At 40.4% G+C, this 13521-nt stretch carries 11 protein-coding genes; 6 read left to right on the forward strand and 5 right to left on the reverse strand.

Annotation, left to right across the window (positions count from 1 at the left end):
- Nucleotides 1–62: 62 nt before the first annotated feature.
- The 4 genes from ACTB0Y_RS07930 to ACTB0Y_RS07945 all read left to right on the forward strand — a co-directional run bounded on the left by ACTB0Y_RS07930 (nucleotide 63) and on the right by ACTB0Y_RS07945 (nucleotide 3898).
- Nucleotides 63–1304 carry a choice-of-anchor J domain-containing protein gene (locus ACTB0Y_RS07930; RefSeq protein ID WP_463206279.1) on the forward strand — a complete coding sequence of 414 codons (1242 nt, stop codon included), beginning with the start codon at nucleotides 63–65 and terminating at the stop codon, nucleotides 1302–1304.
- 67 nt (nucleotides 1305–1371) lie between these two features.
- Nucleotides 1372–2160, forward strand: a complete 789-nt coding sequence (locus ACTB0Y_RS07935; protein WP_463206280.1) for a DUF3147 family protein — start codon at nucleotides 1372–1374, stop codon at nucleotides 2158–2160.
- 68 nt (nucleotides 2161–2228) lie between these two features.
- Nucleotides 2229–2660 (forward strand): nucleoside deaminase, encoded by a 432-nt coding sequence (locus ACTB0Y_RS07940; protein ID WP_463206281.1) that lies wholly within the window; start codon nucleotides 2229–2231, stop codon nucleotides 2658–2660.
- Between the two features lie 698 nt (nucleotides 2661–3358).
- Nucleotides 3359–3898, forward strand: a complete 540-nt coding sequence (locus tag ACTB0Y_RS07945; RefSeq protein ID WP_463206282.1) for a glutathione peroxidase — start codon at nucleotides 3359–3361, stop codon at nucleotides 3896–3898.
- 1 nt (nucleotide 3899) lies between these two features.
- Here the strand turns inward: ACTB0Y_RS07945 and ACTB0Y_RS07950 are convergent, their stop codons facing one another.
- Genes ACTB0Y_RS07950 through ACTB0Y_RS07960 form a run of 3 tightly spaced genes read right to left on the reverse strand, consistent with a single transcriptional unit; the run spans nucleotide 3900 to nucleotide 5886 of the window.
- Nucleotides 3900–4610, reverse strand: coding sequence for a ComF family protein (locus ACTB0Y_RS07950; protein ID WP_463206283.1), 711 nt, complete (start codon nucleotides 4608–4610; stop codon nucleotides 3900–3902).
- The gene (locus tag ACTB0Y_RS07955; protein ID WP_463206284.1) at nucleotides 4610–4972 is read right to left on the reverse strand and encodes a YraN family protein; all 363 of its coding nucleotides are present in this window, start codon (nucleotides 4970–4972) and stop codon (nucleotides 4610–4612) included. The genes ACTB0Y_RS07950 and ACTB0Y_RS07955 overlap by 1 nt, the downstream gene beginning before the upstream one ends.
- Nucleotides 4969–5886, reverse strand: coding sequence for a S66 peptidase family protein (locus ACTB0Y_RS07960; RefSeq protein WP_463206285.1), 918 nt, complete (start codon nucleotides 5884–5886; stop codon nucleotides 4969–4971). The genes ACTB0Y_RS07955 and ACTB0Y_RS07960 overlap by 4 nt, the downstream gene beginning before the upstream one ends.
- Before the next feature lie 124 nt (nucleotides 5887–6010).
- Between ACTB0Y_RS07960 and metG the strand changes: the two genes are divergently transcribed.
- Complete coding sequence (gene metG / locus ACTB0Y_RS07965; RefSeq protein WP_463206286.1) at nucleotides 6011–8041, forward strand: methionine--tRNA ligase; 2031 nt, start codon at nucleotides 6011–6013, stop codon at nucleotides 8039–8041.
- Nucleotides 8042–8115: 74 nt separating this feature from the next.
- On the opposite strand, the gene ACTB0Y_RS07970 is transcribed toward metG, so the two are convergent.
- Together ACTB0Y_RS07970 and ACTB0Y_RS07975 are read right to left on the reverse strand one after the other, a co-directional pair.
- On the reverse strand, nucleotides 8116–11142 hold the full coding sequence (locus ACTB0Y_RS07970; protein ID WP_463206287.1) for a VPS10 domain-containing protein: 3027 nt from the start codon (nucleotides 11140–11142) through the stop codon (nucleotides 8116–8118).
- A gap of 100 nt (nucleotides 11143–11242) precedes the next feature.
- Nucleotides 11243–12883: an ABC transporter substrate-binding protein gene (locus ACTB0Y_RS07975; RefSeq protein WP_463206288.1), complete on the reverse strand. Its 1641-nt coding sequence runs from the start codon at nucleotides 12881–12883 to the stop codon at nucleotides 11243–11245.
- A gap of 66 nt (nucleotides 12884–12949) precedes the next feature.
- Between ACTB0Y_RS07975 and ACTB0Y_RS07980 the strand changes: the two genes are divergently transcribed.
- Entirely contained in the window at nucleotides 12950–13465 is a 516-nt protein-coding gene (locus ACTB0Y_RS07980; RefSeq protein WP_463206289.1) for a DUF7935 family protein, read from the forward strand.
- Nucleotides 13466–13521 lie beyond the last annotated feature (56 nt).

Below are 13521 nucleotides of genomic sequence, written 5' to 3' on the forward strand. Positions count from 1 at the left end.
TCAAAATTTTTAGAATTATGAAAAAAATACTCTCATTAATAATTAGCTTACTCGCCCTTGCAGTGCTCTTTACCGCCTGTGAGGAAGAGGAGGATGATTTTTATACAGGCACGACGATATATGTTTCAGATGCCGATTATTATATTCTTGATCCTGGAGTAAGCGGTACTTTAAATACATCAAGACCAAATATTGATGTAGAAATTAGTTATCAAGGTAACGTTATAAGTACGATAACTACCGAAGATGGTTCGGCCCAGTATTCTATTGCTCAGGCAGATATTGGTAGTCCTGCTACAGGCGAAGACGCTGAAGTCCGCTTTGCAACAAAAGTAGATGGCGGTGATGCTGCCAAATATGTGACAATAACAGTAGATAATCCATTAATCATTGAAGGCCCAAGCAATTTCTATCCCGCTGAGGATACTACTATTTATCTCAAGTATTCTATTGCAGATGATTGTACAGCTCCAACTAGCTTGAATATCTATGAGGCTCTTAACGACGCTGATTCAGTTGATATCACAGGTACATATGGATTACTCGAAGATTCAATAGCTGTTGCTCTTACTCCTTCGATGATCAATGATACCCTTTATTATGACTGGGTTTTCTCAAATGCTAATGGTACACTGATGGCAGAACATACGCTCGCCATTATTGTAAAACGTGCATGGGACTTCGAAGAGTACGAAGCATGGTCAACAGATTTTGCCCCATGGGTACTGGAAGACCGTGATGGGTTAGCACAATATGGTGTTAGTGCATTTGATTATCCCGGATCAGGTGATCCAGCTGCTTTCACTATCTTTAGTTGGGAAGCTGCAGCAGAGTCTGCTGGAGAGGATCCCGCAGGTTGGGAACCCAACAGCGGAGATAAAATGGCCTTTTGTATGGCTGCAGTTCCTGATGCAGGTCAGGGTAATGATGATTGGATGATCAGTGACAACTTCGATATCGACAGTTCTTACACATTATCACTCTATGCCCGTTCAATTACTGATGCATATGGACTGGAACGACTAATTGTGAAGGTTGTTGATAATGCAGATGACACTGAAACTCTTATGACTCCAAGCCCTTACCAGGAAGTACCAACAGACTGGACCAACTTTACCTATGACCTTTCTGACTTCGCCGGTAAGAATGTTAGAATAGAAATTGGATGTGTATCAATGGATGCTTTTGCATTATTTATTGATGATTTTGAGGTTCTTACAAATGAAGGAAAATCTGTTTTCAAAAACAGTTTCGAAAACCAGCCTTCCTTTGTGCCAACTAATCTTAGAAAAGTTCGCCCATAACTTAAATAATGGATAAAATCAAAGACTGCCCCGCGGGGCAGTCTTTTTTTTGCTTTATTTTGTACCCATGGGATCATTTGCATTTCAGGTGCTTCAAGCTTTTCTTATAGCCGGGTTTTGGATTGCCGGGGCTACTTTGCTGGCTGAAAGGCTTGGTAGTAAGGCTGGTGGAGCTATAGCCAACTTGCCCTCAACCATTTTGGTGGCGCTTGTTTATGTCGCTATTGTGCAAACCCCTGCCTATGCTGCCGATGCAGCCCTGGCCGCCCCGCTCGGGATGGCCGTTAATACGCTTTTCCTTTTCCTGTTTGTTGTAATGCTTAAATTTCATTTAATTTGGGCGCTCTTCACTTCGCTTGCCTTTTGGTTTGCAATGGCAGGAACGATTTCCCTTGTAGGAGATATTACAGTGCTTTTTTCACTGAGTTTCTATTTTATTGCCATGGGCAGCGCATTTTATTTGTTGGAATACCGGCTAAAGATACCTTCTGCAGGTAAGCAAAGCCGAACTTTCCGATGGTGGGCTTTATTTGTAAGGGCTGGGTTTGCAGGTACAGTTGTAGCTACTACCGTGGTAATTAGTACCTTTGCCAATAGTTTCTGGACGGGAATTTTTTCTACTTTCCCGGCTGTTATGCTTAGCACCATGACCATTTTAACCATCTCACAAGGAGCTAAATTTGCGCAGGCCGTTGGTAAAACTATGGTTTTGGCCTCGATTAATATTGTAATTTACGCCATTGCAGTTCATTATTTTTATGATGCTATCGGAGTTTTGTGGGGTACAATTATTGCCTTTTTGCTTGCCGTTTTATTTATCGTTCTAATACGTCCTTATTTGTTACGAATGAAATAATGTAATGCTGTTTGTTTGGGTTTTTAATAGGTCAAAATTGTATTTTTGTTGCGAAAACTATTACAGATATGATAGAAGAAGATTTCTTTATGAAAATGGCCCTTCAGGAAGCTCAAATGGCTTTTGATGAAGGCGAAATTCCTGTTGGAGCTGTTATTACATGTAATAATCAGGTTATTTCGAAGGCGCATAATCAAACCGAACAATTAAATGACGTAACCGCACATGCCGAAATGCTTGCCTTTACCGCCGCTTCAGAAGCACTGGGTGCCAAATATCTTACAGATTGTACACTTTATGTTACGCTGGAACCTTGTGTGATGTGTGCGGGCGCTGCCTTTTGGACTCAGATATCGAAACTTGTTTATGCAGCTTTAGATCCCAAAAGAGGTTTTACTAAGCAAGGTAATTTGTTACATCCCAAAACTATTGTTGAACAGGGAGCCTTTGCTTCCGAATCTGAAACCTTATTGAAAAAGTTCTTTGCTGCCAAAAGGTGAGGTTTTTAGCAAAATGTATATAAAGCATCGTTTCGCTCTTGCCCATAGCGTGCATTTGCCAGGGTTGGTCTTTTGGGAAATGGGGTTTTTGGTACGTGTATATTGCATGCATTGGTTTTGCCTTTTTTTGGGTAAAATATTCGACTCCTCCGGAGACTTTTTTTCTTTCGTTGATTCTCTGTGCTACAGCTATTCAAATCCTCCGGATTTGTAAGAAGGCCATTTTTAATTTACTGATGCCGGTGACATCACGTATTTATAGAAACGACGTTGCGTTTGGGCGCCGATTCCGGAAGAATCGCATGTTTTAACCCTAACCTGCCATGTTTAATGTATCAAAAAGAATAATCCCGCTGCAAACCGAGTGGTTTTGCAAGCGGGATTAAAAGAATAGGGACAGGGATAGTTCTTGCTAAATCTAAATTGATATTTGCTTTAACACAAACATCAACATTTTTTCTTGATTCTACCCACTGATTAACAGGGTATTAACACTCCCGGAAAACCGTGAGTAAGCCCCTTGTATCCCTTGTCTACAAAGGCCTGTGGAGGTTATTTAAAATTGTTCTAAATTGTACTTTTGTGCGTTGTTTGAGATTCTGTTAACAACAAATTTTACTTTTACATATCAATTTTCACATGCTTTTTAAACATAATTTTTTCTACAGCGTTTTCTGATAAACCTAAAACTACTTATTATGCGTATTTTTTCTTTCATTGTGCTTATGGCATTAGCTACACTTGGCACTGCACAAAATAAAACCTTACATGATTTTACGGTAACGGATATCTCAGGTGATGAATTCAATTTAGCCAACCTTAAAGGTAAAAAGGTTATGGTGGTAAATACGGCTTCGGAATGTGGCCTTACACCTCAATACGAAGGGCTTGAGGCTTTATATGAAAAATATAAGGATGATAATTTTGTAATTGTTGGGTTCCCGGCCAATAATTTCATGAATCAGGAACCAGGAACAGATAAAGAAATTGCAGCTTTTTGCAAAAAAAACTATGGTGTTACTTTCCCCATGATGTCTAAGATTTCTGTTAAAGGAGATGATCAGCATGAGCTCTATGCCTGGTTGACACAGGAGGAACTGAATGGGATAAAGGATTCAGAAGTGAAATGGAATTTTCAGAAATACCTGATTAATCCGGATGGGACATTAGCCAAAGTGTTTTCACCAAGAACGAAGCCTCAATCTGAGGAAATAATAGCGTGGATAGAGCAAAAATAGGTTAGTTGTGAGCAAGGCCCAAAGTGGCAAGTGATACGTGGGTGGCACCCTTCTCTAATAGTTCTGCTACGCAGGATTCAAGAGTTGCCCCGGTGGTTACCACATCATCTACTACAAGTATATGCTTGTCTTTAATTTTGTGTGTTTCTTCTACGGTGAAAATCGATTTTACATTCTCCCATCGTTCATACCTGCTTTTACGTGTTTGAGTTGCTGTGTGTGTATTTCGGATTAAAATATTTCCACTCCAGGGTTTGTCCATGCCCTCTGAAAGGCCTTTAGCTATCATGGAACTTTGGTTATAACCTCTGATTTGTTCTTTCCTGGGGTGTAGCGGAACGGGCAATATGATGTCTATTTCACTAAAAACCGAATCTTTTATTTCATAACCCATTTCGCGACCCAGCATTATACCAATTTCCGGTAATCTTTTGTATTTAAGTTTATGAATGAGTTTACGATATGGGCTTTCTTTTTCAAAAAAATAAAATGCCGTAGCATACATTACCGGAATACGTCCCCAGAACAACTTTTGAAATTCGTTTTCGGCCCATAAGTGGTAGTTTGTGCGGGGAAGGTTAGCCAAACAGTTGGTACAAATGGCTTCTTCTGTTTTGAATAAACGCTCACCACAAACCTGACAAAGCGTTGGCCATATCAGGTTGAGCAAATCGGCTGTTAAATCTTTAATTTGATATGTTAAATTCTGCATCACCATTGCGGACTAAAAGCATTTGGTATGTGTTTTAATTTATGTTCCTTGCCGTTTATCCAAATTGAAATTACATCGAAGCGGGCCTCTTTATTAATATTGCGGTCGATAATATAGGCATTGGCTGCCTGTAATAAATGTTTTTGCTTTGCCCTGGTAAGCGCCTCTTCAGGTTTTGAGAGTACGCCGGCTGTGCGGGTTTTAACCTCTACAAAAATTATTTCGCGGTTGTTACTTACAATTAAATCGATTTCTTTATTGCGCCAATGCCAGTTGGTTTCCTCTATTTCGTATTTTCTTTTTACGAAAAAGTCTACTGCGAGAGCTTCACCCCACTTTCCTGTGTCTGAATGCTGACTCATAGTTTATAAGTTAAGTTCCACATATTGCCATTATTTGTAATACTTGCCTGAGCACCGCATACCATAGGTTGGTTCTCCGAGAAATGTCCGAAAGGCGCATTAAAGAACAGGGGTACATCTTCCCGGATATGGCTTTCGATGATTTCTTCTGCCTGATAGCCAAAAGAGATTGTATTATCGTTCATGTCGGTCATGCCACCTATAACCAATGCTGAAATTTTATTTAAGATATCACTTAGTTTGAAATTAATCATCATGCGATCAATGTGGTATAAATATTCATCCAGATCCTCGATAAACAATATTCGCTGATCAGGCTCGAAATCGTACCGTGTGCCCCTTAGGCTGTAAAGCATTGAAAGGTTACCTCCGGTAAGGATTCCTTCCGACGGAGCAAGGTGGTTGAGCTTATGTGATGGTAAATTAAGACTGAAACCGGTTTCCCCACACATAATTTTCAGCGCAGCATCAAGTGCCTCTTTACTCTGGTTGTCGCGGATGTTTATCGGCATAATTCCATGCAAACTCATTATGCTCATGCTCGACAGGGTATTGTGCAGGGCAGTAATATCAGAATAGCCCATTATCCATTTTGGATTTTCCCTAAAGTTTGTCCAGTTTATATCGTCTAATAGTCTTGCTGTGCCGTAGCCACCCCGCGCACAAATAATGGCATCTACTTCCGGGTTGTCAATCATGGTTTGCAGGTCGTTTAGTCTAAGCTCATCATTGCCTGCAAATTGATGGTGCCGGGCACCTATTGTAGCACCGTAGATTACGTTAAAACCTTTGGAAATAAGATGTTTTTTTGCCATTTCCAATTCTTTTTGGTCTATGGCTCTTGCGGTTGATAGAATTCCAATTGTGTCTCCTTCCTGAATTGATGCAGGGCGGGTAAAATTAGTAATTGTCATACATTCAGTTTTATAACTTGCTATGTAATCGCTATATTTGTGGGCTGAAAAAGCAAAATATGCGACTTTTACGAAGTTAAGGTTTTTCAGTTATTCTAAAAATATTGAAATAAAAATACATTCCATGGACTACAAACGTTATTTAATTACTTCGGCATTGCCTTATGCTAATGGCCCTGTGCATATTGGGCACCTGGCGGGTGTGTATGTGCCTTCAGATATTTATGTACGCTATTTGCGCCAACAGGGGAAAGATGTAAAGTTTATCTGCGGTTCGGATGAGCATGGCGTTCCTATCACAATAAAAGCACGCAAAGAGGGTATCACTCCACAGGATGTGGTAGACCGTTATCATGAGTTAAATAAGTCATCTTTCGATCGTTTCGGCATATCTTTCGATATTTACAGTCGCACGAGCAGTAAAGTTCATCATGAAACCGCTTCAGCGTTTTTCAAAGAAATGCATGAAAAGGGGGAATTTGTAGAACAGACCTCTGAGCAGTATTTTGATGAGGATGCCGGTCAGTTTTTGGCCGATCGCTATATAAAAGGCACCTGCCCCCACTGCAATTATGAAGAAGCCTACGGCGACCAATGCGAGCAATGCGGAACTTCACTTAGTCCTTTGGAATTGATTAATCCGCACTCTATGCTTACTGGTAACAAACCGGTAATGAAAAAGACAACGCATTGGTATTTGCCGCTCGATAAGTACGAGGGACATCTTCGTAAGTGGATTTTAGAAGAACATAAAGAATGGAAGTCTAATGTGTATGGTCAGTGCAAATCATGGCTCGATGATGGCCTGAAGCCCCGGGCGGTTACTCGCGATTTGGACTGGGGCGTACCTGTGCCAGTAAAAGGCGGAGAAGGAAAAGTTCTCTACGTGTGGTTCGATGCCCCAATAGGATATATTTCTGCTACAAAAGAACTGACTCCTGATTGGGAGAAATATTGGAAAGACGAGCAGACAAAGCTGGTACATTTTATCGGGAAAGATAATATTGTTTTTCATTGTATAATTTTTCCTTCAATGCTCCATCGTTCAGGTAAATATATATTACCAGACAATGTGCCGGCCAATGAGTTTTTGAATTTGGAAGGCAATAAGATTTCGACCAGCCGTAACTGGGCAGTGTGGTTACATGAATACCTTGAAGAGTTTCCCGGTAAAGAAGATGTATTGCGCTATACTTTAACCGCCAATATGCCGGAAACTAAAGACAATGACTTTAGCTGGGCCGATTTTCAGTCGAGGAACAATAATGAGTTAGTAGCCATACTGGGTAACTTTGTGAACCGGGCGCTAGTTTTAACCCACAAGTATTACAATGGCGAGGTGCCTGCACCCGGCGATTATACAGATTTCGACAAAGCGACCATCAAAATATATCATCAGGTAAAAGAAAAGGTTGAGCATGCACTTGATCATTATAAATTCAGGGAGGCCTTGCGGGAAGCAATGAATCTGGCACGCTTAGGTAATAAATACCTGGCTGATACAGAGCCCTGGAAAGTTGTTAAAACTGATGAGGAGCGCACCCGGACTATCATGTATATAAGTTTACAAATATCAGCCGCCTTAAGTGTACTTATGGAACCCTTTATTCCATTCTCTGCTCATAAATTGAATGATATGGTCAATGCATCTGGTTTAAAGTGGCAGGATATAGGAAATATGGATTTATTGAAACCTAAACACAAAATTAATAAGGCCACTTTATTGTTTGAGAAGGTTGACGATAAAATAGTTGATGAACAGCGTCAGAAACTGGAAGATACCAGGAAGCAGAATGAAGCTGAAAAGGCAGAGGTTGAACCTTCGAAGGATGAAGTAACATTTGACGATTTCACGAAAATGGATATCCGTGTGGGAACCATATTGGAAGCAGAGAAGGTTAAAAAGACCAGGAAACTGTTAAAAATGACTGTTGATACCGGCATTGATCAGCGCACTGTTGTATCGGGAATAGCAGAATACTTTACGCCGGAAGATGTTGTAGGTCGACAGGTGAGTATTCTCGTGAATCTTGCCCCCAGAAAAATAAGGGGAATTGAATCCCAGGGTATGATATTAATGGCACAGGATGCCGATGGTACTTTGCGTTTTGTACAACCTTCTGCAGAGGTTAAGAATGGAAGTATGGTAAATTAATAAGTAGTGCTTTATATAAAAAAGCCCCGATAGCTTTTAATGTTATCGGGGCTTTTTGGTTATCATGAAAAGAATTATTCGATAATTATTTTTTGAACAGCTTTACTTTCACCGTGTGTAAGTTCGATAAAGTAAACACCTGAGGTTAGTTCTTTGACATCAATTACACCTTGACTATCAACGGTCATTTCCTTCAGTATTTTTCCGCTTTCAGTATAAAGTTTTAGTTCGTATGTGCCGTTAATATCTATGTAAATATTGTCTGATGCGGGATTTGGGTAAATTTCAAAATCTTTTGCATCTATGTTGGTAAGACCAACGGCATTCATTGTAATATTTACTGCTGTTGCACCATTTACCGTAAAAGATTCACCTGTAATTGAATCATAACCATCTGCAGTTACGGCGTAATTGTAACTACCTTCTGGTAAGGTTGTTGAGGCATCGCCTGTGCTGTTTGTAGTCAGGGTTGTATCGCCTTCAATAGCAATTTCTGCATTTTCTATGGTATTCCCGGTACTGCTGTTACTTACATTAAAATCGACAGTGTAAATAGCTTGTGTCATTGTAAGTTCTACAATATTGGTACTACTGATCAGGACTGTATCATTAAACTCTTCATATCCTGCGGCAGTGATAGTAATTGGGTAATAACCACTAAACAATTCAGTTGTCACCAATCCTCCGATATTAGTAAGAAGCGGGTCAAACCCTTCAATGTTAATCATGGCATAAGGTACATGGTCATCATTCTCGTTAATAACGTGAAAAGTTACATCGTTTTTAAATGTAATCGGGGTTTCCCAAAGGCCACGTCCATAAGTTGCTGCTCTGAGCATACTGTTTTCAGGTGTGGTTTCATCATAATATATTTCCAGTTCATCAACCTGTACATTTGGGAGGTTGCTGTCGAACGGTTCCCATGCATTGGAGTCCACCTTAATGTAGACACCTATTTCAGAACTTAAATAAAGAATTTGGGGGGCGGGGTCAGCACTTAATTTGTTTTCAACAATGCTTGTGGCAGGGATTGATGGAAGACCTGCAGAAATATCTGTCCAGTTAGTGCCACCATTGGTTGATTCGAAGACTTTTACGCTGTTGTAACCACCTACGGTAACCCAGAGTTTATTGGGGTCGTCATTCGATACTGTGATGTATGTAATGCTGTTGGAAATTCCCTGAGAAATATTATCCCATGTTGCACCACCATCTGTTGTTCTCCACATACTGTACTGGTCTGCTGCATAAATGTAATCGGAGTTTGAAGGTGCAACGGCTAATGAACGTAGTTTGTTGCTTGAGTTCATTGTAGAAATCTGTGTCCAGCTGTTACCCTGGTTTGTGGTTTTCCAAACATTTGCATAACCAGCATAAAGTGTGTTGTGATTGTTATGGTCCATGACATAAGGGGACACCCAGGCTCCTTGCTGAGCTCCGGCAGGGGTTATATCAGTGCTGTAGCCCCAGTGGTTTGTTGTACGCCTTATAGCGCCATAATAAACAGTGTTGTATTGTGTGTTTTTGTCAGTATAATCGATAATACATTCCATACCATCGCCACCTCGTACATCGGCCCAGAATCCATCGTAAGTAAGTTTAGATCCATTATCCTGCAAGCCAAGTATTACTTCGTCGCTATTGGTTTGAGAGACTCCCAGCCTGTAGATCTGGCTGATTGTCATTCCATTGGTTTTGTCGTTATAAGAACCACTACTGCCATCGGTTGATGAGATATACACTCCACCATCATTACATTCGAATAGGTCTCCGTTATCTCTGTATTTCAACATATGCTTGTCAGCATGTACAGCCTGAGCTCCGTAACTACCTGTCCAGTGGTTAACCATGTTCCAGGTTGTGCCACCATCTGTTGTCCTCCAGGTGTTTACACCTCCTATAAGCGCTACATCAGCGTCTAATGGAGATACAGCAATGGCAAGGTCGTACCAGCCTTGTCCACCATCATCGGTTCCGGCATCCCAACCCAGGTAATTTTTACCATATGCACTTCCGTCAACTAGTTCGGTAAAAGTAGCACCTCCATCAATAGATTTTTGGATAGAATAAAGGCCACCTGAACCATTTGCTGAGATTGAATAAATAACCTCCGGGTTGGCGGGTGTTACAGCTATTTCTGTGCGACTTGCCGAGAGGCTTAGTATAGTTGACCATGTTACGCCTCCGTCGACAGATGACATTATTTGACCGTTTTGTTTAGCGCCATAGAGCGTGTTAAAATCACCCGGTTTGTATTCCATGTCTATAAAATAGGCATAAGCATACAGGTTTTCATCCCATGTTGCACCGCCGTCGGTAGTTTTGTAAACACCATTGCTTGTTGAGGCAATTATGGTTTGCGGGTCATTAGGGTCTTGCAGTAAACGTGACACCATTTTTCCCTCGGCAATATTATAAGAAATGCCTGTAGTATTCCATGTTTCACCTGCATCGGTGCTTTTTAAAACGCCAATACTGTTGTTATCCCAACCGTCCCGATCGCCTGTTGCGATGTAAATTGTTTGAGAGGTTTCGTAATCGCTTGATATTAGTACATCACTTATGCCAAGTACTGGGTTTTCGTCAGTAAGACAGTTCCATGATGTGCCATTATTTTCAGTATACCAAAGACCTCCGGAAGGAGCTGCTATCCAATATTTGTCATTGTCAGTAGGGTGGAAGGCTATGGTGTTTATTCTCCCTACACCGGCATAACCGCCAGCAGAGGAGTGTGGCCCCATACTTTGCCAATTGTCGTTGTAACTTTTGGATGTTGGGTTTTTACTTTCCCATTGTTTATAAATTTTCAATGGGTTTACATTTGGGAATTTTCCTGTTTTTTGGTCTACTCTTGGTTCCCAATACCATTCCCATCTTTTAAAATGTTTCCATCCGGGAGCTTTTTGCTTTACACCACTGCTGTTTATGATGTAACCATCTTTTACGTTGTATGGTTCCCAGTATGCTTCAAATGCTTTTTGGTAGTCAGAAAGGGTAAGCTCACCTTTTGATTTGTCAGCGGGGAGGTTCTGGGTCCATGGCTGGGCTGAAAGAACAGTCGCCATAATAAGACCCATGAGTAACAAACTAATACGTTTCATAATTAATAAAAATTTAAGTGATTTTTTCTTGTGCGATATGATTTATTAACGGGTTTTAAATGTCTAAGCTATTAGAAAAACGCATAATATCAAAAAAAAGTTACAAATTACTTCTTTTTTTGTATTTCTTTATATGTTTCAATTCCAAAAGATTAAATGGATTGACAGGCAAGCCATGTACTTCATTTTGTACAAACCTTACAACCTTATCGTAGTACAAAGGGACTACAGGGCTGAAAGATAAAATTCGTTTTTCCATTTTGTAATAATATTTATCCCTTATTCTTTGATCTTTAGTTTTGAGTGACTTTATATAAAAGCGATCTGCAATGGTATCCTGAAAGCGGGTGTAATTTGGCCCTTTTGGACTTTTGTTTTCGCTGTAAAACAGCGCGAGGTAGTTTTCAGGATCCGGATAATCAGCAATCCAGCTGGCTCGAAAAAAAGGCGCTTTTCCTTTAGAAATCATATTTCTGAATGATGCCCCTGTTCCCAAAGATATATCAATTTTGATACCAATCCGTGCTGCTTTGTGTTGGATGTATTCGCAAATATCAACATAATCGCTTGTTGTCAATAATTCGATTGTTTTTGGGTAACCATTTGTATATCCGGCTTTTTTTAGCATGGTTCGGGCCAATTCAGGATTGTAATAATACCCTTTCACTTGCTCTGGATAATTTGTGGTAAGTGCAGGTGGTACCATACCATTGTGGGCCGGATAGGCCATGTTGTTTCTCAAATATGTGACCATTTCGTTTCGATCGAAACAATAGTTTATGGCCTGCCTTACAACTTTAGGTACTACCTGGCCTGTTGTTGAATCAAGGTTGAAGCCTAAGTATTCAGTATTAAGATAATGTCCGGTTTGGAGGTAAATTTTATCCTTGTGTTTTTCTCTCAGTTGCCCATCTCTGGTTAGTAATGCATCTTTGTATTGGGCATTTATGCCGGATATAAAGTCCAGATTACCAAGCATAAACTCCATAAATTCACTTTGCTTGTCAGTAATAAAACTAATAACCACCGATTGCAGGTAAGGTAACTGGTTTCCTGAAGAGTCTTTTTGGTAATAGTCCGGGTTTTTTCTGAGTAAGATTGCCTGCCCCTGACGCCATTTGTGCAACTGGAAAGGACCGGTACCAACAGGGTGCTGTCCAAAAGCATTGCCGTAGTGTTGAGTTATTTCCTCGGGAACTACCGCACAGTATTTCATTCCCAACAAGCCGAGAAAAGGAGGAAACGGTCGGTTTAGTTTTATTTGCAGGGTAGAGTCATTTAATGCTTTGCACCCGTTTTGTCCAAAAGAATTATCCAGGTCTGTAAACACCCAGGCTCCCGGGCTGGAGAGGGCAGGGTCCATAATTCGGTTAAAACTATACACGAAATCCTGTGCCTTGACTTTTCTGCTTTCTTCATTGTTGAAAAGCCTGTGTTGATGGAATTTTACATTATTTCGCAAGTTGAAAGTATAAAGCAGTCCATCAGGAGATATTTTCCAGCTTTTTGCAATAGCGGGTCTAATGTTTAGTAAAGAGTCATATTGCACCAGGCCATCGAAAATCTGATGTACGGGCCAAATAATGGTTTGGCTTCGCGCATAGGCCGGATCGAGGGTGCTGATGCCCTTAGATTCATTGTATCTGAAGGTTTTTGTAGCATTTTCCTGATGTGAATTGCAGCCCACTGAAAGCAGTGTACTAAGGATTATTATGACTAAAATGTTAAATTTTCCGGGCATTAGATAGGGTTAATGTTATTGAAAAAGCCTAATTTCGTTACAAAACTATAAATATCTGTTTAAATCATGGTGGAAATACTAAAATACATACTGCCAGCACTTGTGGTTTTTGCGGCAGTTTATCTGGTATTGCATTATCACTTAAAGCAACAGCGGGAAAAAGCAAAAGTAGAAGTGATGTTGAATAACCGTAAAGCAATTATTCCCCTTAAGTTACAGGCTTATGAGCGTCTGATTCTTTTTTTAGAGAGAATTTCGCCCGAGGCTTTAATTATGCGTATTCAGCGGCCTAACTTAAGTGTTTTTGAATTGCAATCGAAGATGCTGCAAACCATTAGAACAGAATTTGATCATAACCTGACGCAGCAACTTTATGTTTCTAATGATGCCTGGAAATATGTGCGCAATGCCCGTGAGAATGTGGTAAAGCTAATCAATAGCAGTGCAGAACAGCATGACCCCAAAAAGCCAGCCATGCATTTGAGCAGAACTATTTTGGAAGAAAGCACCGGAAGCAACGATCCCACAAAGAAAGCAATTGGATTTCTGAAAAGTGAAGGGCAGGTTATTTTAAAATCATAAATATTATGGCCTACTCGGGTCCATTAATACGTAGAATCACCCGTTTTTGCTAATCA

It is taken from the genome of Salinivirga sp. (assembly GCF_055145285.1).

Excerpts from the sequence above, each read along its gene's own strand:
- ACTB0Y_RS07935 (WP_463206280.1), top strand. The coding sequence starts at position 1,372 with ATGGGATCATTTGCATTTCAGGTGCTTCAAGCTTTTCTTATAGCCGGG.
- ACTB0Y_RS07940 (WP_463206281.1), top strand. The coding sequence starts at position 2,229 with ATGATAGAAGAAGATTTCTTTATGAAAATGGCCCTTCAGGAAGCTCAA.
- ACTB0Y_RS07945 (WP_463206282.1), top strand. The coding sequence starts at position 3,359 with ATGCGTATTTTTTCTTTCATTGTGCTTATGGCATTAGCTACACTTGGC.
- ACTB0Y_RS07950 (WP_463206283.1), bottom strand. The coding sequence starts at position 4,610 with ATGCAGAATTTAACATATCAAATTAAAGATTTAACAGCCGATTTGCTC.
- ACTB0Y_RS07955 (WP_463206284.1), bottom strand. The coding sequence starts at position 4,972 with ATGAGTCAGCATTCAGACACAGGAAAGTGGGGTGAAGCTCTCGCAGTA.
- ACTB0Y_RS07960 (WP_463206285.1), bottom strand. The coding sequence starts at position 5,886 with ATGACAATTACTAATTTTACCCGCCCTGCATCAATTCAGGAAGGAGAC.
- metG (WP_463206286.1), top strand. The coding sequence starts at position 6,011 with ATGGACTACAAACGTTATTTAATTACTTCGGCATTGCCTTATGCTAAT.
- ACTB0Y_RS07970 (WP_463206287.1), bottom strand. The coding sequence starts at position 11,142 with ATGAAACGTATTAGTTTGTTACTCATGGGTCTTATTATGGCGACTGTT.
- ACTB0Y_RS07975 (WP_463206288.1), bottom strand. The coding sequence starts at position 12,883 with ATGCCCGGAAAATTTAACATTTTAGTCATAATAATCCTTAGTACACTG.
- ACTB0Y_RS07980 (WP_463206289.1), top strand. The coding sequence starts at position 12,950 with ATGGTGGAAATACTAAAATACATACTGCCAGCACTTGTGGTTTTTGCG.